Source organism: Streptomyces sp. NBC_00316 (assembly GCF_036158715.1).
Lineage (GTDB): Bacteria > Actinomycetota > Actinomycetes > Streptomycetales > Streptomycetaceae > Streptomyces.
On record NZ_CP108024.1, the window covers coordinates 236,209 to 260,786 of the forward strand.

Sequence of the window (24,578 nt, forward strand, 5' to 3'; positions counted from 1 at the left end):
GCACTCTTGACATCCCGGCGCTACGGGATCATGGTACTCGCATCTAGCGCGCTCTAGTAGAGCGCGACAGGAGGGTTTCATGGCACTGGATGTGCTGACGATGGGGCGGGGCGGCGTGGACATCTACCCGCTGCAGAGCGGCGTCGGCCTGGCGGAGGTCACCTCGTTCGCCAACTACCTCGGCGGCAGCCCGACGAACGTCGCCGTGGCGGCGGCCCGCTACGGGCGCGCCGCCGCCGTCGTCACGAAGACGGGGGCGGACCCCTTCGGCGAGTTCGTCCGCGCGGCCCTCACGGGCTACGGCGTGGACACCGCCCATGTGGGCGTCTCCCCGGGGCTGCCGACGCCGGTGACGTTCTGCGAGATCTTCCCTCCGGACCACTTCCCGCTGTACTTCTACCGCTTCCCCAAGGCTCCGGATCTGGACATCACGCCCGAGGAGCTGGACCTGGGCGCGATCCGCTCGGCAAGGGTGTTCTGGATGACCGGCACCGGGCTGTGCGAGGAGCCGAGCCGAGCCGCCACTCTGGCGGCACTGCGGGCGCGCGGGCGGAGGGCGCACACGGTCTTCGACCTGGACTGGCGCCCGATGTTCTGGACCACCCCGCCCCGGGCCTGGTACGAGGAGGCCCTGGCGCACGCGACCGTCGCTGTCGGCAACATCGACGAATGCGAGGTCGCCACCGGCGAGCGGGACCCGTATGCCGCGGCCCGAGCGCTGCTGGCCACGGGCGTGGAGCTGGCCGTCGTCAAGCAGGGACCGCGCGGTGTGCTGGCCGTGCATCGGGACGGCACCGCGGTGGAGCAGCCGCCGGTGCCGGTGGATGTGGTCAACGGCCTCGGTGCCGGCGACGCGTTCGGCGGTGCGCTGGTGCACGGCCTACTGGCCGGCTGGGAACTGGACCACATCATCGCGTTCGCCAACGCGGCCGGCGCCCATGTGGCCGGACAGCTCGCCTGCTCGGACGCCATGCCCACCGAGACCGAGGTCGCGGAGCGGCTGAAGGCGGCCGGCACATGGTGAGGGGGCGGATCCGGGAGCTGACCTCGCTGCGGGTGCGGGATCCGGAGGCGGTGGCCACGGCGGCCGCGACCCGGAGGCGGGCCAAGTCCCCGCTGGGAGACACCGGGCGGGCAATGGTCATCGCCGCCGACCATCCGGCCCGCGGGGCGACGGCGGTGGGCGGCGACGCGCTGGCCATGGCGGACCGTGCCGAGCTGCTGCGGCGGCTGTGCGTCGCACTGGAGCGGCCCGGGGTGACGGGGGTGCTGGGCACCGCCGACATCCTGGAGGACCTGCTGCTGCTCGGGGTACTGGACGACAAGTGCGTGTTCGGGTCGATGAACCGGGGCGGACTGGCCGGCTCGGTCTTCGAGATCGACGACCGGTTCACCGGCTACGACGCGCACACCATCGCCGAACTCCGCTTCGACGGCGGCAAGATGCTCACTCGCGTCGCCCTCGACGATCCGGCCACCGCCGGCGTGCTGCAGAACTCGGCCCGGGCAGTCGACGAGCTGGCCGAGCGGCGGCTGCTGGCCATGGTGGAGCCGTTCCTGTCCCACTGGGAGGACGGCCGGGTGCGCAACGACCTGTCGCCCGACGCGGTCGTCCGCTCGGTGGCCATTGCTTCCGGTCTCGGCCGGCGCAGCGCCTACACATGGCTGAAGCTGCCGGTGGTCGACGACATGGAGCGGGTACTGGCTGCGACCACCCTGCCGGTGCTGCTGCTCGGCGGCGATCCGGGCGACGCAGATGGGGAGCGGGTGGCGCGAGCCAAGTGGTGGCGGGCGCTGCGGCTGCCCGGGGTGCAGGGGTTGGTGGTGGGCCGTTCGCTGCTCTATCCGGCGGACGGCGATGTGGCGGGAGCGGTGGACAGGGCGGTGGGGCTGCTGTGAGCACGAAATATCTGCAAGCGGATACCGCGGCCTCCGGGCCGTACCGAACGGTGATCACGCCGAAGTCGGCGGGGTGGGGCTACTCGGGCCTGCGGATCCTTCAACTGGCGCCGGGCCAGGAGCACGTCTTCGGCACCAGTGACGCGGAGCATCTGGTGCTGCCCCTGTCCGGCGGCTGCACGGTTACCGTCGACGGCGCGTCGTACGAACTGAAGGGGCGCGACGGCGTGTTCGGCGCTCCCACCGACTTCCTCTACCTGCCCCGGGACGGCGAGGCCCGCGTGACCAGCCGCAACGGCGGCCGCTTCGCGCTACCCTCCGCCCGCTGCGAGCGGCGCCTCCCGGTGCGTTACGGCCCGGCGGAGGAGGTGCCCGTGGAACTGCGCGGGGCCGGCAGCTGCAGCAGGCAGGTCCACAACTACTGCCTGCCGCAGACCTTCGACGCCGACCGGCTGCTGGTGTGCGAGGTGCTGACGCCGGGCGGCAACTGGTCGTCGTACCCACCGCACAAGCACGACGAGGCGCGGCCGGGCGAGGAGGGCGAGCTCGAGGAGATCTACTACTTCGAGGTGGCGGACGGGGGCATGGCCTATCAGCGGGTGTACGGCTCCCCCGAGCGGCCCGTCGACGTGCTCCAGGAGGTGCGCAGCGGCGACACGGTGCTGATTCCGCACGGCTGGCACGGGCCGTCCATGGCTGTGCCCGGCTACGACCTGTTCTACCTCAACGTGATGGCGGGGCCCGGCCCCGAACGCGCCTGGCTGATCTGCGACGACCCGGCGCACGGCTGGATCCGTACCACCTGGGAGGACCAGCCCACCGATCCGCGGCTGCCGTTCGGAGGGACGACGAGATGAGACTGACCACCGGCCAGGCACTGGTGCGCTTCCTGGCGAACCAGTTCAGCGAGCGCGACGGTCGTGAGCGGCGGCTGATCGACGGCGTGTGGGGGATCTTCGGCCACGGCAACGTGGCGGGGATCGGGCAGGCGCTGCTGCAGTACCCCGACGAGCTGCCGTACTTCCTCGCCCGCAACGAGCAGGCGATGGTGCACACCGCCGCCGCCTACGCCAAGATGAACGACCGGCTGGCGACCTACGCCTGCACCTCCTCCATCGGCCCCGGCGCCACCAACATGGTCACCGGCGCCGCGCTGGCCACCGTCAACCGGCTGCCGGTGCTGCTGCTGCCCGGCGACACCTTCGCCACCCGCGTCGCCGACCCCGTGCTGCAGCAGCTGGAGGATCCGCGCCAGGGCGATGTCTCGGTGAACGACGCGCTGCGGCCGGTGTCGAAGTACTTCGACCGGATCGAGCGCCCCGAGCAGCTGATCCCGGCCGCCCTGGCCGCGATGCGGGTGCTCACCGACCCGGTGGAGACCGGCGCGGTGACGCTGTGCCTGCCGCAGGACGTGCAGGCGGAGGCCTTCGACTGGCCGGAGGACTTCTTCCGCCGCCGGGTCTGGCACGTGGGCCGGCCGCAGCCCGAACCCGACGCGCTGACGCGCGCGGTGGCGCTGCTCCGGCAGGCCGAGCGGCCGCTGATCGTCGCGGGCGGCGGTGTGGTGTACGCGCAGGCGTGGCCGCAGTTGCGGGAGTTCGCCGAGGCGACGGGCATCCCGGTGGCGGACACGCACGCCGGCAAGGGCGCGATCCCGTGGGACCACCCGTGCGCGGTGGGCGGCCTCGGCTCGACCGGCACCAGCGCCGCCAACGCGCTGGCCGCCGAGGCGGACGTGGTCCTCGGCATCGGCACCCGCTACAGCGACTTCACCACCGCCAGCCGGACGGTCTTCGCCTACCCGCAGGTGCGGTTCGTCAACCTCAACGTGGCCCGGCTCGACGCCGTCAAGCACGCCGCCGAACCCCTGGTGGCCGACGCCCGGGCGGGCCTGGAGGCACTGACCCGCAAGCTGGCGGACTGGCGCACGGACGAGGCGTACCGGGCCCGCGTGCGGGAGCTGGCCGCCGACTGGCGGTGGGCCACCGACCACGCCTACCACCTGGGCCACGGCCCGCTGCCCGCGCAGACCGAGATCCTGGGCGCGCTGAACGAACTCCTCGACGACCGGGACGTGGTGATCAACGCGGCCGGCTCGATGCCGGGCGATCTGCAGGCGCTGTGGCGGGCGCGCGATCCGAAGGCGTACCACGTGGAGTACGCGTACTCCTGCATGGGTTACGAGATCGCCGCCGGGGTCGGCGCCAAGCTGGCCGCCCCCGACCGCGAGGTGGTGGTGCTGGTCGGCGACGGCTCGTATCTGATGATGTGCCAGGAGCTGGTCACCGCGGTCTCGGAGGGGCTGAAGCTGACGGTGGTGCTGGTCGACAACGGCGGCTTCGCCTCGATCGGCGCGCTGTCGGAGTCCCTCGGCTCGCAGCGCTTCGGCACCCGCTACCGCTTCCGCGACGAGAAGACCGGGCGGCTGGACGGCGGCGTGCTGCCGGTGGATCTGGCGGCGAACGCGGCGAGCCTGGGCGCGCGGGTGCTGAGCGCGGGCAGCGTTCCCGAGTTCCGTGCGGCGCTGTTGGAGGCCAGGGCCGCCGACCGCACGACGGTCGTGCATGTCACCACGGACTATCTCAGCCCCGGTCCGCCGAGCTCCGCCTGGTGGGACGTGCCGGTGGCGGAGGTCGCGGAGCTGGACTCCACCCGGCAGGCACACGCCTCGTACGAGACCGCCAAGCGGGCGCAGCGGCCGTATCTGTGATCCGTACCGACTGAACAGCGAAACGAACCCCTTGCACACCATCGAGCACTGGATAGCCGGCTCCCCCGCCGCAGGCTGCGGCAGCCGCACCGCCCCCGTCTTCGACCCGGCGACCGGACGGCAGCGGGCGAGCGTGCTGCTGGCGGAGCCGGCCGACGTGGACGCGGCGGTCACCGCCGCGGCCAAGGCCTTCGACAGCTGGAGCGAGAGCTCCCTCAGCACCCGGATGCGGGTCATGTTCGCCTTCCGTGAGCTGCTCGTACGGCATGAGGACGAGCTGGCCCGGATCATCTCCGCCGAGCACGGCAAGGTGCTGGACGACGCGCGCGGCGAGGTGGTGCGCGGGCTGGAGGTCGTGGAGTTCGCGTGCGGGATCGCCGACGCGCTCAAGGGCGACTACTCGGCGCAGTACTCGCGTACGGCAACGGCACCGCCCTGTTCACCGGCGACGGCGGCGCGGCGCGGCGGTTCCAGCGCGGGGTGCAGGTCGGGATGATCGGCGTCAATGTGCCGGTGCCGGTGCCGATGGCCGGCTACTCCTTCGGCGGCTGGAAGGACTCCCTCATCGGCGACAGCCCGATCCACGGCCCGGAGGGCGTGCGCTTCTACACCCGGCCGAAGGTCGTCACCACCCGCTGGCCGGACGGGGCGGCCCGCGCGCCGCCTTCGCGTTCCCGACGTCCACCTGAGACCGCCGAGACGGCTGCGACCGCTGAACCCGCCCGTATCTCCCAGACCCCTGAAAGGCCATACCGTGAGCACCGCATCGACCCCCCGCGCCACCGCGGGCAACCTCTGCCTCGGCTCCGCGCCCGACTCCTGGGGCGTGTGGTTCGCCGAGGACGAGCACCAGGTCCCCTACACCCGCTTCCTCGACGAACTCGTCCAGGCCGGCTATCGCTGGCTGGAGCTCGGCCCGTACGGCTACCTCCCCGTCGACCCGCGGCGCCTGGCCGACGAGCTGACCGCCCGCGGACTGCAGGTCTCCGGCGGCACCGTCTTCGGCGCGCTGCACCGGCCCGAGCAGTGGGACGAGATGCTGGCGGGCGCCCGCCGGGTGGCCGAGCTGACCGCCGCCGCGGGCGCGCACCACCTGGTGTTCATCCCGCCGCTGTACCGGGACGAGAAGACCGGCTCCTTCACCGAGTCCCCCGAGCTGACCGCCGCACAGTGGGACCTGGTCGGCGGCGCGGCGGATCGGCTGGGGAAGATCCTGCTGGAGGAGTTCGACGTACGCCTCGTCGTCCACCCGCACGCCGACAGCCACATCCAGACCCAGCCGGAGATCGAGCGCTTCCTGAACGCCTCCGACTCCCGCTACGCCAACCTCTGCCTGGACACCGGGCACGTCGCCTACGGCCGCGGCGACAACCTCGATCTGATCCGCCGGTATGCCGAGCGCATCGGCTACGTCCACATCAAGCAGATGGACGCGGAGATCCTCGCCCAGGTCGAGGCGGAGGACCTGTCCTTCAGCGAGGCCGTCAGGCGCGGCGTGTGCGTGGAGCCGCCGGCCGGGGTGCCGAACCCGGCGGACATCGTCGCCGCGCTGTCGGAGCTCGACGCGGAGCTGTTCGTCATCGTCGAGCAGGACCTGTACCCCTGCGCCCCGGAGGTGCCGCTGCCGATCGCGGTGCGCACCCGCGAGTATCTGAACGGCGCCGGGCTGTCGGGGACCCGGCGCCCCAACCGCTAGCCCGCAAGCCCGCCGCTGTCCCGCCCGACCCGCAAGGAGAACGACCAGCATGACCATACGTATCGGAGTGATCGGCACCGGCTCGATCGGGCGCGAGCACATCGAACGCGTCACCCGCCGTACCAGCGGCGCCGTCATCTCCGCCGTCACCGACATCGACCGGGCCCTGGCCGAGAAGGCTGCGGGCGAGGCGGGCGGCGCCCGGGTGTGCGCCGACGGCGCCGAACTCATCGCCTCCGCGGACGTGGACGCGGTGCTGGTCACGTCCTGGGGCCCGACCCACGCCGAGCATGTGCTCGGCGCCGTCGCGGCGGGCAAGCCGGTGCTCTGCGAGAAGCCGCTGGCCACGACCGCCGAGGACTGCCTGGCCGTGATGGCGGCCGAAGAGGCCTACGGGCGGCGGCTGGTGCAGGTCGGCTTCATGCGCCGGTACGACACGGGCTACCGCGAGCTGAAGCGGATCATCTCCGGCGGCGGCATCGGCCGGGCGCTGATGATGCACTGCGCGCACCGCAACCGGGCCGTGCCGGACGCGTACACCACCGACATGGCGGTGCAGGACTCCGGCGTGCACGAGATCGACGCGGCGCGCTGGCTGCTGAACGACGAGATCGTCTCGGTGCAGGTGATCGTGCCGCGGTCGACCAGCCGGCGCTTCGAACACCTGGCGGACCCGCAGTTCATCCTCTTCGAGACCGCCGACGGGGTGCGGATCGATCTGGAGGTCTTCGTCAACTGCCAGTACGGCTACGACATCCAGTGCGAGGCGATCGGCGAGGAGGGCCTGATCCGGCTGCCCGACCCGGCCCGGGCGCAGCTGCGGGCGGCGGCGCGGATCGGCACCGCGATCGACCAGGAGTGGGACGACCGCTTCTCGGCGGCCTTCGACGCGGAGCTGCAGGCGTGGGTGGACTCGGCCGCGGCGGGCCGCGCCACGGGGCCGTCGGCGTGGGACGGCTACGCCGCCACGGCGGTGTCGGTGGCGGCGGTGCGGGCGCAGCGCTCCGGCGCGGTGGAGCAGGTGGAGATGGTGGACAAGCCGGCGTTCTACGCCTGACGTCGGCGTGCGTAAGGGGCGCCCTCCGCGGAGGGCGCCCCTTACGCGTTCAGCCCTGGAGCTTCTCGAAGAAGAACTCGTGCTTCAGGAACGACGTGTCGTACTCCGCGCCCGGGTACGGCGGGATCAGCTGCGCGGCCTGGAACAGCCGCCAGCCGTCCTGGAGCGCCGCGACGCCCGTCTCGTACGGCGGTTCGTCGCTGTCGCCGGTGGTCGGGCTGGTGCGGCCCGTGCCGTCGTACTGCGACCAGCCCACCACCTCGGAGTCGAGCGCCGAGTTGGCCAGATAGAGGACCAGGACCTGCTGCTTCATGCGTGGCTCCGGAGGGTGGGGCGGTTGGCGACGCGGGTCGCCCAGTAGTCAATGTCGAAGGTGTCGTCGCCGGTCAGGGCGCGCCAGAGTTTCACCCGGTTGTAGACCTCCAGGCGGCCGGTGGCGGGCTCGTACCAGGGGAAGGTGCGGCTGAGTTCCCTGGCGACGGCGGGGTCGTCCAGGTCGGAGGTGTCCCAGAGGCGGACCTGGGGGACGGTCGGGTTGAAGCGGATCTTGAACATGTAGCGCAGGATGTCGCTGTCGTTGCGCCGGCCGCCGTGCCAGATGCCATGGTGCAGCAGGACGACCGTGCCGGCCGGGCAGGTGAGGCGGGTCTGGCCGCGGAGGTTCTGGTAGCGGCCGGTGTCGGACTCGTTGGTGCGGCGCAGATGGCTGCCGGGGACGCTGAGGGTGCCGCCCATCTCGGTAGTGACGTCCTGCGGGTAGTACATGAGCTGGACGTCGAACGCGTCGGGCCGGATGTCGATGACGGCGTCGGCGTGCAGGGGCTGGGCCTCGCCGCCGTGCGGTTCGCGGACGTGGACGAAGTGGTGGTCGACGGTGGGGCCCGGGCCGACGAGGCTCTCCAGGGCGCCGGCGACGGCCGGGAGCTCGATCAGCCGGCGGGCGAAGGACCCCTCGGGGAAGGCCTTGTCCACGGGGGTGCCGAACGGCACCTCGGGGATCCCGGCGTCGAAGACGCCGATGGCCTGCTCGTTCATCTCCGGCGGTACGACGGCGTCCAGGCGGAGCGAGCCGTGCGCGACGAAGCTCGCCACCTGGGCCGAGTTCAGTAGCTGCTTGCTGGTTGACATACGGCAAGCCTAGAAAGGGCCTGCCCCCCTGTCGTGTGCTCTATTCATCGACTACTGGTAATTTCTCACCATGACCGGTCATGTGGTGCTGCCGCTGGACGAACCGCCGCAGGCGGTGAACGCGGGCGTCGGCATGCACGGCACCCTCGGCTCGCACGACGTCTTCCGGCTTCCCGGCCTGTGGCAGCTGCACCTGTACACCTACTCCGGCGAGCTGGCCTTCGGCGGCGGCCGGTATCCCATCCGGCCCGGGCACGTGAGCCTGGTGCCGCCGGATGTAGAGGTGCACTTCCACTACGAGTCGCGCCGGAACGAGCATCTGTACGCGCACTTCGCGCTGCCCGGCCGCGGTGAGCGGCGGACCGTGCCGGTGATGCAGGACGCGGGCGCGGAGGCCCCGTTGCTCACCGCTCTGCTGCGGCACGCGGTGGCCGCGATGCCGGTGTCGCCGGCGCGGGCGGCTGCGGAGGTGTGGACGGTGCTGTGGCACACGGCGCAGCTGGGCGGCGGCCAGGAGGCGGCGGGGCAGCCGCATCCGGCGCTGGCGGCGGCGTTCGCGTACATCGAACAGGGGCTGGCGGGACCGCTGCCGGTGCCGGGGATCGCCCGGGCGGCGGGGGTCTCGCACAACCACCTCACCCGCCTGTTCCGCACGGGCACGGGCGACACGGTGGTGTCCTACATCCGCCGCCGCCGTATGGAGCGCGCCCGGCATCTGCTCCAGGCCTCGACGATGCCGATCCCGGCGGTGGCGGCGGCGGTCGGCATCCCGGACCTCCAGGCCTTCAACAAGACCTGCCGCCGCGAACTGGGAGCGGCGCCGCGTACGATCCGCGAGGCGGCGCGGCCCTAGCCGTCGCCGACCGGCTCGGCCTGACCGCTCCGGGCTGTCGCGGCTGGCGGACCGGTCACCCCGTGACGCTCGGCCTCCCGTCCTCGATGTGTCCCGCCAGCCGCCGGGAGAAGGCCGGGTCACCCGCCACGGTGACCACCAGGTCGTACCAGCCGTGTGCGGCGCTGGTGGGGTGGGTGAGGGTGCGGGTCTCGCCGGGTGCCAACCGCAGGCAGGCCGGGTGCGGATCCCGTTCACGGGCCTGCGGGCGGACCGTTGCCGTCTGAGGCCGCGCCGAGGTGTTGGTGAGCGTCAGCCGCAGCTCACGGGCCGGGGCTTCGACCGCCGAGGCGACCTCCACGCCGTCGGACGGCGTGCCCGTGAACTCGCGGCGGAAGCCGTTCGGGCCGGTGACCGTGAAGCGGTAGTGGTCGGCGGTAAGGGGCACCGTCCACTGCGCATCGCCCCTTACATCCCGGTGCTGGGGCGCGGCGAACTCACCCGCGTAGGGGTAGAGCGCGAAGTGCGCGCTGGACGCGCCGGTGTTGACCAGCGTCAGCGCGACCTGCTCGCCGCGCACAACGGCGTGCGCGTCCGGCTGGTACGGCAGCGCGCGGGCGGGACGCGTTCCCGGCGGCACGGCGGCCGGAGCGGGTTCCGGGTCGAACGCGAACGCCGCCGTCAGATCGCCCGTCACCGTCCGGCGCCACGGCGAGACGTTCGGGTCCTCGACCCCCGTCCACCGCTCGAGGAACCGGTTCACGGAGGTGTGGTCGAAGAGCTCCGAGCAGACGTGACCGCCCGTCGACCAGGGTGAGATGACCAGCATCGGCACCCGGATCCCCAGGCCCGTGGGGTGTCCCTCCCACCACTCGTCCGGGTCGTCCGGGCCCGGCACTGGCGGCGGGACGTGGTCGAAGAAGCCGTCGTTCTCGTCGTAGGTCAGGAGGAGGACCGTGTGCCGCCACACCTCGGGGTGCGAGGCCAGCGCGTCCAGCAGCCCGTGGATCACCTCCGCTCCGGCCTGCGGGGAGGAGACGTTGGGGTGCTCCGACGACACCGCCGGGGCGACGACGTAGGAGACCTCCGCCAGCCGGCCCGCCGCCACATCGCGGGCGAAGGCGTCGGTGAGGGTGCCGGTGGGCACCCGGCGCAGGGCTCGCTCGAACAGGCTGCGCTCCGCCGGGGCGAGGGCGTCGACGCCCTCCTCCAGCAGGCCCAGCAGCCGGTCCCGTTCGGCGTCGTCGGCCGCCTCGCGGACGGTCTCGTAGAAGGACTCCAGGTAGGTGTGGCCGTCGGTCTTGCGCAGCGCCTTGCGGGCGACGGCCTTGAAGGTGGCGAAGAACTCCGGCTGGTTGTCGGTGTAGTTCTCCCACTCGCTGTACGTCTGCCAGCTGCGGCCCGCCCGCTCCAGCAGCTCGGCGTACGTCGGCCAGTCGTAGCCGGGGTGGACGTCCTCGTCGTTGGCGTCGTTGTCGACGGCGCGGCGGCCGTCCGGCTCATGGCCGGACAGGCTGGACCACAGGTAGTTGCGGTTGGGGCTGGTCGAGGAGTGGATGGACGCGTGGTAGGCGTCGCAGATCGTGAAGGCGTCGGCCAGTGCGTAGTGCAGCGGGATGTCGTCCCGGTCCAGGTAGGCCATGGTGGCCGGGGTCTTCGCCGGGACCCAGCCGTCCATCCAGCCGCCGTGCCAGGCCTGCTGGGCGGTCTCCCAGCCGTGGTCGAGGTCGTGGAAGGTCGCCAGCTGCGGCGTACCGGCCGCGGCGCGGGCGGCGAAGGGGCGGACGGTCCGCTCCCCGTCGGGCTGGTCGAAGACCAGGGCGCCGCCGGGGAGGCGGATCGCATTGCGGTCGCCGAAGCCGCGGACGCCGGGGAGCATGCCGAAGTAGTGGTCGAAGGACCGGTTCTCCTGCATGAGGACCACCACGTGCCGGACGTCTTCCAGCCCGCCGGCCGGCGGCTCCTCGGCCAGCATCCGCAGCACCGAGGCCGGGAGCTGAGCCGTCACGTCAGCTCCCCGCGACATCGACGAACACCGGGTTGGTGTAGAACCACGTGTCGAGCCACGGGTCGCCGTCGCCCGGCTCGTGTGCGATCGGCCCGTGCGGGTCGATCGACGCGCCGAGGTAGCCGGTGCCGTTGCGGTTGCCGTCGCTGCCGCGAAGCCGGACGTAGAAGGGCTCGTCGCCGGCCGTCAGCGGGATGTGCAGGGTATAGGTCCCGGAGCGGCCGGTGACGTCCGTCGTGTGCACGACCCGGGTGTCGGGCGCCCGCCACGAGTCGCGGTCCGCGGCCGGGCCGCGCACCGCACCGCGGATCACATCGACGTGGGCGAGCTCCGGCAGGATGTCGTGCGCGTTGGGCCGGGAGGCCGTGGTGACGGTGACGGACAGGGTGAGCCGGTCGCCGGGGCGTACCCGCAGCCGGCCGCCGAGGGTGACTCCGCGGCCGGTGTCGTCGGCGCGTCTGAGGCGCACGTCGAGCCCGTCCAGGAGCTGGCCGTGGTCGAGCCAGACCCTGCCGGCCCGCAGACCCGCCATGACCGGCCGGTAGCCGTACTTGGTGACGCCCACATGGGTCCGGCTGAACTGGCCGGGCCAGAAGTCGCCGCCGGGCTGCGGCTCGGTGGTGTTCACCGGGTCGGGCAGCCGGCCGGTGTTGTCGAGGTTCTGCCCCGGCGGCCAGTCGCCGTTCTTCCAGGTGTCGAAGACCACCCGGTGCACGTCGGAGTTGGTGGTGATGGTGAACAGCCTGCCCTCGGAGAGCATCGCGTCCCACAGGCCGCCGACGGTGGCGGTCACCCAGTCGAAGCCGCCGTACGTGACGTAGGCGTCGGTGGGGTAGCCGGGCCAGGAGTTGGCCGAGGGGGCGTTCTCGTACTCGCCGCGCTGCGAGTCGGGGCCGCGCCAGCCGGGGATGCCGCCGCCCTGGGCGCCGGGGGCGCCCTCCATGCCGATCATGATGTCGGGTGCGGCGTCGCGCCAGTTGCGCATCTCGTGCGGGGAGTCGATGCCCAGGCGCATCGGGTGGTTGGCGATGACCAGGACGTCGTCGATGTAGCCGGTGCGGCGCTGTTCGGCGAGCCAGCGGATGGCGGCCACGGCGTGCGCCTCGTTGCGCGGGGTGTCGGGGTGGTCGGGGCCGCCGGCGGTGTAGTCCAGGAGCTTGCCGTCGTAGGCGAGCTCGAACCGCGTGAGCAGGTCGACCTCGTGCGGTCCCGGGGCGGCGAAGACCGTGCAGTGCTCGGCGGCTGGGATGTACCACTCCAGGCCCTGGAAGATCAGCTGCCGGGGGTGGGCGGCGCGGGCCTTGAGGATCTCCTCGTGCTCCAGCCGGGCGCCGTAGCTCGCGTGGCCGAAGTTGGAGTGCTCGTTGAAGACCATCCAGTCCAGGCCGTAGCGGGCACCCGCGTCGGCCAGCTGGCTGAACGTGTACTTGGCGTCGTGGCTGTAGACGCTGTGGATGTGGTGGTCGCCGACCAGGTACGCCAACTCCGGGTCCGTGCCGCCGAGCTGGGGCGCGGACGCGGCGGAAGCGGTGGACGGGCTGAGCAGGGATCCGGCGGCGAAGGCGGCGCCGAACAGGCCGGCGCGGCGCAGCAGGCCGCGGCGGGACAGGGCCTGGGCGCTGAGCGCGGCGGCGGGCACGTCGGGGTCGGCCCAGATCGGCAGCTTGGAGGACGGCATGCGGGTCCTACTCCCTTGCGGTGGATGGCGGGAATCGGCGGGATGGAGGGCTCGCCCCCGGAGGCGAGAGGGGGCGAGCCCTCGGGCGGGACCTGTCGGCCCGGATGAAGTCCGTCAGCTGAGCATGAAGTCGCCGACGGCCAGCGCCCGGTCGCAGATGCGGACGTCGCCGAGGCGGCCGTTGAGGATCTGGTCGATCCTGCCGCCGTACTCGTAACCCCCCAGCAGCCACGGCAGCCCGACCGAGGTGAGGCCGACGGCTGCCGCGTGCGGGTTGCGGGCGACCGGGCAGCCCTGGACGTACATCGTGGTGTGGCTGCCGTCGTTGACGACGGCGACGTGCCACCAGCGGCCGGGCGCGGTCTCGTCGCCCCAGTTGGTGGCGATGCCCTCCTGGTTGAGCGGCCGGACGGCCCACTGCGGGCCGGGGCCGTCGGACAACGACAGGGTGGCCAGCGGCTCGTCCGGGTCGTCCTGCGTCTTGCCCGCGGCGCCGCCGGTGCCTGTGCGGCCGACGAGTCCGCCCCAGGCGTTGCGGGCGGAGTCCCAGTCCTCGGCGGGCTGGTAGAAGGCCTCGATGGTGTAACCGTCGGGGAAGGTCGCGGCGTTCAGCGGTGCGCCCTGGACCGTACGCAGATATGCGCCCTGCAGCGGCGGCTTGCCGCCGGCGAAGCGCAGGCTGCCGTGACCGGGCTGGTCGGGGTGGTGGGCGGCGGAGAAGGTGAGGCTGCGGGAGGAGGAGCCGGGGACGGCGACGACGGTGAGGTCGTTGCCGCGGCCGGTCAGGTCGCGAATCGGTCCCTCGGCCCTGGCGCCGTCCTCGCGCCCGTCGAAACGCCAGTACGCCAGGGTGCCGGGGACCAGCAGCTGCGCCGCGGGCCGGGGCCCGCGCGCGGCCACGGGGGCGAAGCCCGCGAAACGCTCGGCGAAGTCCACCGCGACGGAGAACCGGTCGTCGGGGCCGGTCAGTTCGATCTCCCCGCGCTCCAGCTCGTTCAGGCCGTCGGCGGCCCGGCCCAGGATCCACGGCGAGACGGTCTCGACGTCGATGGTGTCGCGGTCCAGGTCGAAGTGGTAGAGGCGGATCATGGCGGCGCCGCCGTAGTAGCGGTTCTGGTAGTTGGTGAGGTGCAGGTGCACGTCGTTGCCGGCGGCGTTCTCGCGGACGGTGCGGGCCGCGGGCCAGAAGTGGCCGTTCAGGGTGAGGAAGATCTGGTCGTGGTCGTGGATCAGCTCGGACCACAGGCGCTGCCCGTAGTCGGACACGACCGCCCCGCCCTTGTCCTCGTCGACGCCCACGAGGTCGTGCGTGGTGAGGATGACGGGGGACTCCGGGTGGTCGGCGATGACCTGGCGGGCCCAGGCGAAGCCCGCCTCGGACATCCGCCAGTCCAGCGCCAGGACCAGCCACTCGCGGCCGGCGGCGGGGATCAGGTGGTACGTGTTGTAGCCGTCCGGCGTGGCCCCGCCGAAGGTGGGCAGATCGGCCATCCGGTCCGGGCCGAAGGTGCGCAGATACGGGGTGGCGCCGCGCTGGTCGTCGGTGCGCGAGGGGATGTCGTGGTTGCCGGTGAGCACGCTGTAGCCGACGCCGTTGCGGTCCAGCAGCTCGAACGCCTCGCCCACGGCGGCGAACTCGGTGTCCGTGCCGTGCTCGGTGAGGTCGCCCAGATGGGCCAGGAAGACGATGTTGTCGTCGCGGCCGTGGTCCAGGACGTAGCGCAGGGAGGCCTCGACGGGTGCGCGCTGGATGCTCGGACCGTCGAAGAGGTACTGGGTGTCGGGCATCACGACCAGCGTGAACCGGTTGCTGTCCGGGTCCGGCCGCCAGTCGGCGGGCTCGTCCGCCTGCGCTGCGGCCTGCGTGGCGGCGGTGGCCGTGGCGAGCGCGGTGCCTGCGGTGATCAGCCCGGCGCGGCTGAGGAAGGTGCGCCGGTCGGTGCCGTGCGAGGTGCACACATCGTCTCCAGGAGAGGTTTCGGGCAGCCCGGACCGCGCTCCGGCTCGGGGACGGAGCGCGGTGGGCTTGTCGGCCCGGTGGATGCGGACTTGGCTGGCTGGTGGTGGACGGTGCCCCGGGGCCGCCTACTCGGCGGTCAGCCTCCAGGACCAGCGGTGGACGCCCGGGCCCACGAGGTACTGCGGCAGCGTGTCGGGCCCGCAGGACGCCGTACCGACACCGCGGTGCTCGGCGTCCAGATGGACCACGCAGCGCTCTTGCGGTGTGAGCTCGTCGTGGTGCGTGGCGGCCGTCAGATCGGCGGCGCGGTGCCGGGTGACCGACACCTGGCGCGGCTCGTCCAGGCGCACCGCGAGCCGCTCCCCCGCGGCGGAGTGCAGGGCGAGGCTGCGTACGCCGTGCCGGCCGCCGCTCTCCTGCGGGCGCAGATAGGGGGTGAACAGGTCGTCCACGGCGACCCGGTGGTGGCCGACGGGCGGGCCGGCGCAGCGGTCGGGGTAGGACTCCCACGGCCCCTGGCCGAACCAGTCCAGCTCCTCGTAGCCGGCGGCCGTCTCGAAGACGGTACCCACCCGGGCGACGTCCGTCAGGCCCTCGGGGAGCTCGGCCGTCTCCTCGACGAGGACTCCGCCGGGGATCGGGGTGAAGGTCTGCTCATGGCGTACGGCGCCCTCGGCGGTGGCGTACTCCGCCCGTACGACGGTGCGCCCGTCGCGTACGGACACGTCCAGCAGGGTGCGGGTCGGAGCCTGAAGGCCCCACTTGCGCCACCGCTCCGCGATCCCGCCGAGCTCGTCGTTGTCGGTGGGCGCGCGCCACAGGCTCAGCGTGGGCGGCGCGGCCAGCAGCGGGTGCACGAGCAGGCCGTCCTCGTCGAGGGTGACCTCGCCCTGCGCGGTGTCGGCGGCCGCCGGGGCGGCGCCGCGCAGCCGCACCTGCGGCGTGCACACCTCCAGCCCTGCCGGCGCCCAGCTCTCCGCGCCGGCCGTGGTGGCGCGCAGCGTCAGCCACGCCTCGCCGCCGTCCCCGTCCGCCTGCGCCAGCAGCTCCGCGGGTACGGCGACGGTCGCCGACTCCCCCGGACCCAGGTCGGGCAGGACCGCTGGGACGGTGTGCGTGCCGGTGCGCTCCGCCGCCAGCACCCACTCGCCCGCCAGCCAGGACAGATCGCGGAAGTGCTGGTGGTTGCGTACCGTCACCGACCCGTCGACCGACGCGGTCAGCCGGACCGGCGCCGCCAGTTCGCGGTGCTCGTACATCGCCGGCTTGGGGGTGCGGTCGGGGAAGACCATGCCGTCGGTGACGAACGCCCCGTCGTGCGGGGTGTCACCGAAGTCGCCGCCGTAGGCCCAGCGCAGGCCCGGACCTGCGACACCGTCGGCGAAGGCGCCGGCGCCCGCGGTGCCGGTCGGTCGCTTGTCGTCCACACGCTGCAGGATGCCGTGGTCGCGGAACTCCCAGATGAACCCGCCCTGGAGGCCCGGCGTGCTTTCGATGGCCGCCCAGTGGTCCGCGAGGGTGCCGTTGCTGTTGCCCATGGCGTGCGAGAACTCGCACCAGATCAGCGGTTTGGTCTGGCGCCCGGACAGGGCGTGCTCGACAACCTCGGGGAGGTTGGCGTACATCGGGCAGGCGATGTCGGAGGCCAGCGAGGTGTCGGCCCAGTCGATCTTCGCGGCGCCCTCGTACTGCAGCGGCCGGGTCGGGTCGTAGCGGCGCAGCCAGCCCGCGGCGGCGTCGTGGTTGGCGCCGTAGTCGGACTCGTTGCCGAGCGACCAGATCAGCACGCTGGGGTGGTTCTTGTCGCGCAGCGCCATCCGCGACACCCGGTCGGTGAACGCCGCCAGATAGCGCGGGTCGTCGGCTATCTCATGGGCGTGGTCGTGCGACTCGATGTCCGCCTCGTCGATCAGATAGACGCCGAGTTCGTCGGCCAGATCGTAGAAGGCGGGGTCGTTGGGGTAGTGCGAGGTGCGCACCGCGTTGAAGCCGAAGCGCTTGAGCAGGACGAGGTCGGCGCGCATGTCCGCCTGCGACACGACCCGCCCGGTGAGCGGGTGGAAGTCGTGCCGGTTGACACCCCGCAGGAAGATCCGCTCGCCGTTGACCAGCAGGTCCCGGCCCTGGATCTGCACGGTGCGGAAGCCCACCCGGTGCCGCGAGGTGTCCGCCACGCTGCCGTCCGCCCGGTGCAGCCGCACCGTGAGTCCGTACAGCTCGGGGGTCTCCGCGGTCCACGGCCGCACGTCCGGCACGACGGCCTTGAGCCGCGCCTCGCCGAGGAAGTCGGAGACCCGCCACTCCTCCTTGCAGTACGCGTCGAACTCCGCGTCCTGCGCCAGCTCCCCGACACCCTCCAGCTCGCCGCTGACATACCAGCCGGCGGGCAGCGCCCCCGCCGCCGAGCGGACCTGCACCTCGGCCAGAAGACCGCCGTCCGCCGGGGCGGTGATCTTCACATCGGCGAGATACAGCGGATCGGTGGCGTAGACGTACACGGAGCGGGTGATACCGCCGTGCCACCACTGGTCCTGGTCCTCGATGTGCGTGGCGTCGGACCACTTGACCACGGTCAGCCGTACGGTGGCGCGCTCGCCGGGCCGTACGGCGTCGGTGATGTCGAACTCGCCCGCCAGATGAGAGTCCTTGCCCATCCCCACCGGTCGCCCGTCGACCGCGGCGACCAGCACGCTCTCCGCCGCCCCCACGTGCAGCACGATCCGCCGCCCCGCCCACTCCGCCGGGATGTCGACCTCCCGCTCGTGCACACCGGTCGGGTTCGCGGCGGGCACCTGCGGCGGGAAGTGCGGGAACGGCATCTGGACGTTGGTGTAGTGCGGCAGGTCCGCCACCCCGTGCAGATCGTCGAACTCCTGCATGGTCCAGAGGCCGGGCACCTCCAGCTCGGTCCAGAAGTCCGCGAGCGGGACATCGGGCGCGGGCAGCAGCTGGAAGCGCCAGCTGCCGTCGAGCTCGATCCGGTCCCCCTCCCGGCGTACGGCGTGCATCGGCAGCCGCTGCCAGGAGGTGAGCTCCGGGCTCTCCCAGGGGCGGGTGGGCAGGGACGGGCGGGTCATCAGCGGATGGCTCCCTTGGCCAGGTCGGCGATGAAGTGGCGGGCCGCGAAGGCGAACACGATGAGCAGCGGGATCAGGGCCAGCAGGGCGCCGGCCATGACCATGCCGTAGTCCGTCATGCTGTGCACGCCGTTGAGCTGGGACAGCGCGACCTGGAGAGTGACGTTGTCCGGGTTGGTGAGGGCGATCAGGGGCCAGGCGTAGTCGTTCCACTGGCTCATGAAGGTGAAGATGCCGAGGAACGCCAGGCCAGGGCGGACCACGGGCAGCGCCACATGCCAGTACTGGCGGAGGAAGCTGCAGCCGTCGAGGCGGGAGGCGTCCATCAGCTCGTCGTGGATGGCGCCCGTCATGTACTGGCGCATCCAGAAGATGCCGAACGCGTTGGCCGCCGCAGGGACGATCAGCGCGGTGAGCGAGCCGATCCAGCCCAGCTTCGCCATGATCACGAACTGCGGGATGGCGGCCAGCTGCGCGGGCAGCATGAAGATGGCCATCATCAGCCCGAACAGCAGCTTGCGCCCCGGGAACTCGAACTTGGCGAAGACGAACGCCGCGAGCGAGTCGAAGAACAACACCAGCACCGTGACGCTGACCGCGACGATCAACGAGTTCAGCATCGACCCGAAGAAGTCCACGTTGTCGAAGAGGTTCTTGACGTTCTCGCCGAAGTGCGAGCCGGGCAGCAGCTTCGGCGGGTACGAGAAGATCTCGCTGGTCGTCCGGGTGGCCATGACGACGGCCAGATAGAACGGGAAGACCGACAGCAGTACGCCCGCGATGAGCGCGGTGTGCAAGGAGACACCGCGGGCCAGGGCACCCTTGATCCTCGGTGTGAAGGTCTTGGTCATGGCGGCCTCCTAGTCCCTTTCCCGGCGCTGGACCAGCCGCCAGTTGATGATGGAGAAGACGACCACGATCAGGAAGATCGCCCAGGCGATGGCCGCCCCGTAGCCGAAGTCGTTGTTGTCGAAGGTCTGTTGGAAGAAGTAGAGGACCACCGTCTGGCCGGCGTGCTCGGGGCCGCCGGAGAACGTCGAGCCGCCGTTGTTGGCGCCGAGCAGCACCTGCGACTCGGAGAAGGACTGCAGACCGGTGATCGTGGACACCACCACGGTGAACAGGATGACCGGGCGCATCATCGGCACGGTGATCTTGAAGAAGGTCTTGACCGGACCGGCTCCGTCGACCTTCGCGGCCTCGTACAGCTCGCTGGGGATGGTCTGCAGACCGGCGAGATAGATGATCGCGTTGTAGCCGGTCCACTGCCAGGTCATCAGCGCGGCGACGGCGACCTTGATGCCCCACGGCTCGTTCAGCCAGGCGACCTCGCTGACCCCGATGGCCTTGAGCACGGCGTTCACCATGCCGAAGCTGGTGGAGAAGATGGAGCCGAAGATGATCGCGACGGCGACCACCGAGGTGACCGACGGCACGAAGTAGGCGAACCGGTAGACGCGCTTCAGCCGCACCGCGGAGTTCAGCATCACGGCACTGATCAGGGCGATGACGAGCATCGGGAAGGTGCCCATGGCCCAGATCACGAGTGTGTTGCCCAGCGCGTCCCAGAACTGGGTGTCGGTGAGCAGATAGCGGAACTGCGACAGCCCCGCGTACTCCATGTTGCCCAGGCCGTCCCAGCGTTGGAAGGCGAGGAAGAGCGAGAAGCCGGCCGGGATCAGGCCGAAGCAGAGAAAGAGGAGATAGAACGGCGAGATCGCGGCGTACAGCCGCCAGTGGCGACGGATGCCGCCCTCCGGATGGGCCTTGGCAGCGACAGCCGGTGGGGGCGCGTCCATGGCCGCTGCGGCCGGTGCGGTCTTCAGATCGGCCATGACTCAGCTCACCCCCAGGTGGTCTGCGATACGTCGGCACTGGGCCATGGCGTCCCGCCAGGCCTTCTTGCGGTTCTTGCCGGAGATGTAGACGGAGGTCAGCTCGTCCCTGATGGGCTGGCTGAGGGCTACGTCGTACGGGCTGTTGTAGGAGACCGGGACCCGCTGCGCGGCCGGACCGAAGACGTCCATGGTGATCTGGCCGCCGAAGAACTCGTCCGGCGTGCGCAGGTCCGGCGACTCGAAGGAGGCCGGGGTGGAGGGGAAGAGGGAGGCTTCGAGGAAGCCGCGGGACTGGTTCTCGGGGCCGAGCAGCCAAGTAATGATCTGGAAGGCGAGCTCGGGATCACGGCAGTACCTGGTGATGCCGAGGAAGGAGCCGCCGTCGTTGGCCGGGCGCTCCGGCATCGCGGCGACCCGCCACTTCCCCTTGGACTTCGTCAGCTGCGACTTGAAGTCGCCGGCCACCCAGGAGGCGCCGATCTGGCTCGGCAGTTTGCCGTCCTCCAGCGCCGGGTTGATGTCCACGGTGCCGGACTTGAAGGGGGAGTCGATGCCCCGGTCCAGGCATTCCAGCGCGAGGTCCCAGGCGCGGGTGATGTGTTCCTGGTCACCGATGAAGTGCCGGTCCTTGTCGACGTAGCGTTTCGTCGACTGACCCACGGCCATGCCGAAGATCGCCAGCGGGTCGCTCACCATGTAGGAGCCCTTGGCCTTCTTCACCAGCTGTTCACCGGCGGCGAAGTAGTCGTCCCAGGTGCCCATCTGCGCGGCCACGTCCTCGGGCTCGGTGGGCAGGCCCGCCTTCTCGAAGATGTCGGGGCGGTAGTAGTGGACGCAGGGGCCGGTGTCGATCGGGAAACCGATCTGGCGGCCGTCGTCGGCGGTGCCCTGGCTCCACTTCCAGTCCAGGTACTGGCTCTTCAGCTTGTCCGCGCCGAGGGTATTGAGGTCGATGAACTGGTCGGCGTTGGGCAGCAGGGAGGCTATGTCCTCGCCCTTCAGTCCGGTGATGTCGGGCGCATGAGCGCGGGCGGTGAGGGTCGTCAGCAGCTTCGAGCGGAAGTAGCCGCCGATCTGAGTGGCCTTGAGGTCGACCTGGGTGAAGCGCTTGACGGCGTCCTCCACCAGCTTGTCGCTCAGTCCACCGCCCCAGTACCAGAGCGTCATGTCGCTCCCGGTGGATCCGGCTGGGACCGAGCAGCCGGCGACCGTGCCGCCCAACAGGGCGGCCGAGGTGGTTGCCAGGCCCGCGCGAAGCAGTCCTCTGCGCGAGAGATGCACTGCTCCCACCGCCTTTCGGTTTCTCGTCGTTGAGGGTTCAGGAGGTGTTACGGAGGGTCTTACGGAGGAAGGTCCTACAGGGGAGTGACCGGTGCCCTTGGTGGGGGCGGACCGGGGTCGGTGGGGATCCGGTCGGTGAGGAAGCCGAATTCGCGGCGCAGCGCCTCGGCGCCGGGATCGGCTGCGACACCGCGCCACCACTCGGCGACGCCGCCCCAGCCGGGCGCCGCCAGCGCCCCGCCGTGCAGGCGTACGGACAGCCCCGCCGCGAGCGCCGCGAAACGCAGCCGTTCGGCGAGCGGCCAGCCGGCCAGGGAGGCGGCGACAAAGCTCGCCCCGAAGACATCCCCGGCGCCGGTCGGATCCAGGACATCAACGTCAAGCGCGCCGGCCTCGGCGAACTCACCCGTGCTCTGGTCGACGGCGATCGCGCCGTCCCGCCCCCGGGTGACCACCGCGACCGGCACCAGGTCGGACAGCGCGTGCAGCGCCGCCGTCGGGGTGTCGGTGCGGGTGTACGCCATGGCCTCGCCCTCGTTGGGCAGGAACGCGTGGCACAGGGAGAGCCGGTCGAGCACGTCGGACGACCACTGCTGGGAGGGGTCCCAGCCGACGTCGGCGAAGATCTTGGTGCCCGAAGCGGCGGCCTTGGCGAGCCACTGCTGCGGCTCGGCGCCGATGTGCACCAGCGCGGAGCGGGCGGCCGGTGGGTCACGGATGAGCTCGTCCTGGCTGTACGGCGGCTCGTGGCCGTTGGTGACCAGCGCCCGGTCATCCCCCAACGCGAGGGAGACGGTGACGGGCGTGTGCCAGCCGGCCGGGGCCGTACGGGACAGGGAGAGGTCGATACCCTCTTGCCCGGCAAGCACCTCGCGGCAGTAGCGGCCGTAGAAGTCGTCACCGAACACGGTGGCCAGCGAGGTGCGCAGGCCGAAGCGGGCGGCGGCGACCGCGAGGTTCGCAATGCCGCCGGGACCGCTGCCCATCCCCCGGGTCCAGATCTCTTCGCCCGGCACGGGTGGCTGTCCGAGGCCGGTGAAGACCAGGTCGTAGAAGAGCAGACCGGTGAGCAGGAGGTCGGGCGCTTCATCGCCCGGTGTCACGTCGGAGGCTGGGAGCGGCTCGCTCACGAGCGCGTCCTCTCGTCAAGAGTGTGCAAGTTCGACCAGCCGATCGTGGGACAAGTGCGCAAACTTTTCAAGACTTCTTCAATATCAAGCATGGAATTGAATGAAATTGAAGGGTAGTGTGCACTGCATGCTGGCAGAGCGACGACATCAACTCATCCTGCGGGCACTGCGCTCCGGGGGGCCCGCCTCTGTGGCCGATCTCTCCTCCGAGCTGGACGTGAGCGCCGCCACGGTCCGCCGCGACCTGATCAGGCTGGAGGAGGACGGCCTTCTCACCCGCGTCCACGGGGGCGCGGTGGTGGAGGAGGGTGATCAGCCCTTCGCGGAGGTCGCCGAGGTCCGGGTCTCCGACAAGGACGTCCTGGCGGAGCGCGCCGCGGCAATGATCAAGGACGGCCAGACGGTGCTGCTGGACATCGGCACCACCGCCTACCGCCTGGCCCGGCAGCTGCACGGCCGCCGACTCACCGTGATCACAAGCAATCTGGTGGTGTACGAGGAGCTGGCCGAGGACACCGGCATCGAACTGGTGCTCCCCGGCGGTGTGGTCCGCCGCGAGTACCGCTCGCTGGTGGGCTTCCTCACCGAGGACAGCCTGCGCCAACTGCACGCCGACTGGCTGTTCCTGGGAACGAGCGGCGTCCGACCCGGCGGACAGGTCATGGACACCACCGTGATCGAGGTGCCGGTGAAGCGGGCCATGATGGCCGCCGCCGAGAAGGTGGTGCTGCTCGCCGACGCCGGGAAGTTCCCCGGCCAGGGGATGGCCAAGGTGTGCGGTCCGGCGGACCTCGACGTAGTAGTGACCAACGCGTCCGCGGACCCGGCGACCCTCGCCGCGCTCGCGGAGGCCGGCGCAGAGGTGATCAAAGTATGAAACTGACCATTCTGGGCGGCGGGGGATTCCGGGTGCCGCTCGTGTACGGTGCGCTGCTCGGCGACCGCGCGGAGGGCCGGGTCACCGGCGTGACCCTCTACGACCTCGACGCCGGCCGGCTCTCCGCGATCGCCCGGGTGCTGGCCGAGCAGGCCGCCGGTCACCCGGACGCCCCGGCGGTGACCGTCACCACGGATCTGGACGAGGCGCTGAGGGGCGCCGACTTCGTCTTCTCCGCGATCCGCGTCGGCGGTCTGGAGGGCCGGGCGGCGGACGAGCAAGTGGCGCTCGCCAAGGGCGTGCTCGGCCAGGAGACGGTCGGCGCCGGCGGCATCGCGTACGGGCTGCGCACGCTGCCGGTCGTGGACCACATCGCCCGGCGGGTGGCTGCGCTGGCCCCGGACGCCTGGTTCATCAACTTCACCAACCCGGCGGGCCTCGTCACCGAGGCCATGTCCCGGCATCTGGGCGACCGGGTGATCGGCATCTGCGACTCCCCGGTGGGCCTGGGCCGCCGGGTGGCCCGCGCGCTGGGCGCCACACGCCCGCAGGACGCCTGGATCGACTACGTCGGGCTGAACCATCTGGGCTGGCTGCGCGGCCTGCACATCGACGGCCGCGACCAGTTGCCGCGGCTGCTCGCGGACCGGGAGCTGTTGGGCAGCTTCGAGGAGGGCAAGCTCTTCGGCCCGGAGTGGATCCAGTCGCTGGGCGCCGTACCGAACGAGTATCTGCACTACTACTACTTCAACCGGGAAGCGGTGAAGGCGTACCGGGAGGCGCAGCAGACCCGCGGCGCCTTCCTGCGCGACCAGCAGGCCCGCTTCTACGACTGCATGCGCGACCCGGCCGCGCCCGCGCTGCGTACCTGGGACGACACCCGGGCCGAGCGCGAGGCGACCTATATGTCGGAGAACCGCGAGGCGGCCGGCGCCGGCGAGCGGGACGAGGCGTCGCTCAGTGAGTCCGGCGGCTACGAGAAGGTCGCCCTCGCCCTGATGCGGGCCATCGCCCGCGACGAGCGCGCCACTTTGATCCTCAACGTGCGCAATCGGACGACCCTCCCCATCCTCGACGAGGACGCCGTCATCGAGGTCCCCTGCCTGGTCGACGGCAACGGCGCCCACCCGGTGACCGTCTCCCCGCTGCCGGGTCATGCCGCCGGGCTGGTCTGCGCGATCAAGGCCGTGGAGCGCGAGGTGCTGGACGCAGCCGCCTCCGGCTCCCGGCCCGCCGCCATCAAGGCCTTCGCGCTGCACCCGCTCATCGACTCCGTGGAGGTGGCGCGGCGGCTGGTCGACGAGTACCGCGAGGTGCATCCGGGCCTCGCGTACCTGACGTAGCGCCGCGCCTCTCCATTGCCGCAAAGCTCCCTGAGAGCTGCCCAAGAACTTCTGAAAAGAGATC

Annotated in this window: 19 protein-coding genes and 2 pseudogenes; 11 read left to right on the forward strand and 10 right to left on the reverse strand. The window is 71.5% G+C overall.

What is annotated here, in order from left to right; all coding sequences use genetic code 11:
* Nucleotides 1-79: 79 nt before the first annotated feature.
* The 8 genes and pseudogenes from iolC to OG878_RS40410 all read left to right on the forward strand — a co-directional run bounded on the left by iolC (nt 80) and on the right by OG878_RS40410 (nt 7,362).
* A complete protein-coding gene (gene iolC, locus OG878_RS40380) occupies nt 80-1,024 on the forward strand; it encodes a 5-dehydro-2-deoxygluconokinase (RefSeq protein ID WP_326623954.1) in 945 nt (314 codons plus the stop codon).
* Nucleotides 1,018-1,899 carry a Cgl0159 family (beta/alpha)8-fold protein gene (locus OG878_RS40385; RefSeq protein ID WP_328891699.1) on the forward strand — a complete coding sequence of 294 codons (882 nt, stop codon included), beginning with the start codon at nt 1,018-1,020 and terminating at the stop codon, nt 1,897-1,899. Before iolC ends, OG878_RS40385 begins: the two co-directional genes overlap by 7 nt.
* The gene (iolB, locus tag OG878_RS40390; protein WP_326623956.1) at nt 1,896-2,756 is read left to right on the forward strand and encodes a 5-deoxy-glucuronate isomerase; all 861 of its coding nucleotides are present in this window, start codon (nt 1,896-1,898) and stop codon (nt 2,754-2,756) included. The genes OG878_RS40385 and iolB overlap by 4 nt, the downstream gene beginning before the upstream one ends.
* A complete protein-coding gene (gene iolD, locus OG878_RS40395) occupies nt 2,753-4,609 on the forward strand; it encodes a 3D-(3,5/4)-trihydroxycyclohexane-1,2-dione acylhydrolase (decyclizing) (RefSeq protein WP_328891700.1) in 1,857 nt (618 codons plus the stop codon). Before iolB ends, iolD begins: the two co-directional genes overlap by 4 nt.
* Before the next feature lie 31 nt (nt 4,610-4,640).
* A pseudogene (locus tag OG878_RS42535) lies at nt 4,641-5,027 on the forward strand (aldehyde dehydrogenase family protein); the annotation flags it as partial.
* Nucleotides 4,976-5,176: pseudogene (locus OG878_RS42540) on the forward strand (aldehyde dehydrogenase family protein); the annotation flags it as partial. The pseudogenes OG878_RS42535 and OG878_RS42540, both read left to right, overlap by 52 nt.
* A gap of 187 nt (nt 5,177-5,363) precedes the next feature.
* Nucleotides 5,364-6,305, forward strand: a complete 942-nt coding sequence (locus tag OG878_RS40405; protein ID WP_267009355.1) for a TIM barrel protein — start codon at nt 5,364-5,366, stop codon at nt 6,303-6,305.
* A 49-nt stretch (nt 6,306-6,354) separates the two neighbouring features.
* Nucleotides 6,355-7,362: a Gfo/Idh/MocA family protein gene (locus OG878_RS40410; protein ID WP_328891701.1), complete on the forward strand. Its 1,008-nt coding sequence runs from the start codon at nt 6,355-6,357 to the stop codon at nt 7,360-7,362.
* Nucleotides 7,363-7,411: 49 nt separating this feature from the next.
* Here the strand turns inward: OG878_RS40410 and OG878_RS40415 are convergent, their stop codons facing one another.
* On the reverse strand, nt 7,412-7,675 hold the full coding sequence (locus tag OG878_RS40415) for a hypothetical protein (RefSeq protein WP_267009353.1): 264 nt from the start codon (nt 7,673-7,675) through the stop codon (nt 7,412-7,414).
* Nucleotides 7,672-8,490, reverse strand: coding sequence for a phytanoyl-CoA dioxygenase family protein (locus OG878_RS40420; RefSeq protein ID WP_267009352.1), 819 nt, complete (start codon nt 8,488-8,490; stop codon nt 7,672-7,674). The genes OG878_RS40415 and OG878_RS40420 overlap by 4 nt, the downstream gene beginning before the upstream one ends.
* 70 nt (nt 8,491-8,560) lie before the next feature.
* Between OG878_RS40420 and OG878_RS40425 the strand changes: the two genes are divergently transcribed.
* Nucleotides 8,561-9,343, forward strand: coding sequence for an AraC family transcriptional regulator (locus OG878_RS40425; RefSeq protein ID WP_328891702.1), 783 nt, complete (start codon nt 8,561-8,563; stop codon nt 9,341-9,343).
* 55 nt (nt 9,344-9,398) lie between these two features.
* On the opposite strand, the gene OG878_RS40430 is transcribed toward OG878_RS40425, so the two are convergent.
* The 8 genes from OG878_RS40430 to OG878_RS40465 form a co-directional block, all read right to left on the reverse strand.
* Nucleotides 9,399-11,348 (reverse strand): alkaline phosphatase family protein, encoded by a 1,950-nt coding sequence (locus tag OG878_RS40430; protein WP_443049305.1) that lies wholly within the window; start codon nt 11,346-11,348, stop codon nt 9,399-9,401.
* Nucleotides 11,332-13,008 (reverse strand): histidinol-phosphatase, encoded by a 1,677-nt coding sequence (locus OG878_RS40435; RefSeq protein WP_328891703.1) that lies wholly within the window; start codon nt 13,006-13,008, stop codon nt 11,332-11,334. Before OG878_RS40435 ends, OG878_RS40430 begins: the two co-directional genes overlap by 17 nt.
* Before the next feature lie 114 nt (nt 13,009-13,122).
* A complete protein-coding gene (locus OG878_RS40440) occupies nt 13,123-14,967 on the reverse strand; it encodes a LamG-like jellyroll fold domain-containing protein (RefSeq protein ID WP_443049306.1) in 1,845 nt (614 codons plus the stop codon).
* A 126-nt stretch (nt 14,968-15,093) separates the two neighbouring features.
* The gene (locus OG878_RS40445; protein ID WP_328891704.1) at nt 15,094-18,045 is read right to left on the reverse strand and encodes a glycoside hydrolase family 2 TIM barrel-domain containing protein; all 2,952 of its coding nucleotides are present in this window, start codon (nt 18,043-18,045) and stop codon (nt 15,094-15,096) included.
* On the reverse strand, nt 18,045-18,896 hold the full coding sequence (locus tag OG878_RS40450) for a carbohydrate ABC transporter permease (protein ID WP_267009346.1): 852 nt from the start codon (nt 18,894-18,896) through the stop codon (nt 18,045-18,047). The genes OG878_RS40445 and OG878_RS40450 overlap by 1 nt, the downstream gene beginning before the upstream one ends.
* A 9-nt stretch (nt 18,897-18,905) precedes the next feature.
* A complete protein-coding gene (locus OG878_RS40455) occupies nt 18,906-19,880 on the reverse strand; it encodes a carbohydrate ABC transporter permease (protein ID WP_406308849.1) in 975 nt (324 codons plus the stop codon).
* A 3-nt stretch (nt 19,881-19,883) separates the two neighbouring features.
* Complete coding sequence (locus tag OG878_RS40460; RefSeq protein WP_267009668.1) at nt 19,884-21,164, reverse strand: ABC transporter substrate-binding protein; 1,281 nt, start codon at nt 21,162-21,164, stop codon at nt 19,884-19,886.
* Nucleotides 21,165-21,238: 74 nt separating this feature from the next.
* Nucleotides 21,239-22,294 carry a carbohydrate kinase family protein gene (locus tag OG878_RS40465; RefSeq protein ID WP_326816214.1) on the reverse strand — a complete coding sequence of 352 codons (1,056 nt, stop codon included), beginning with the start codon at nt 22,292-22,294 and terminating at the stop codon, nt 21,239-21,241.
* A 127-nt stretch (nt 22,295-22,421) separates the two neighbouring features.
* Here OG878_RS40465 and OG878_RS40470 point away from each other — a divergent pair, with 127 nt between their 5' ends.
* Together OG878_RS40470 and OG878_RS40475 are read left to right on the forward strand one after the other, a co-directional pair.
* On the forward strand, nt 22,422-23,171 hold the full coding sequence (locus tag OG878_RS40470; RefSeq protein ID WP_328891705.1) for a DeoR/GlpR family DNA-binding transcription regulator: 750 nt from the start codon (nt 22,422-22,424) through the stop codon (nt 23,169-23,171).
* Entirely contained in the window at nt 23,168-24,514 is a 1,347-nt protein-coding gene (locus OG878_RS40475) for a 6-phospho-beta-glucosidase (RefSeq protein WP_328891706.1), read from the forward strand. The genes OG878_RS40470 and OG878_RS40475 overlap by 4 nt, the downstream gene beginning before the upstream one ends.
* The last annotated feature ends 64 nt before the right edge of the window (nt 24,515-24,578 follow it).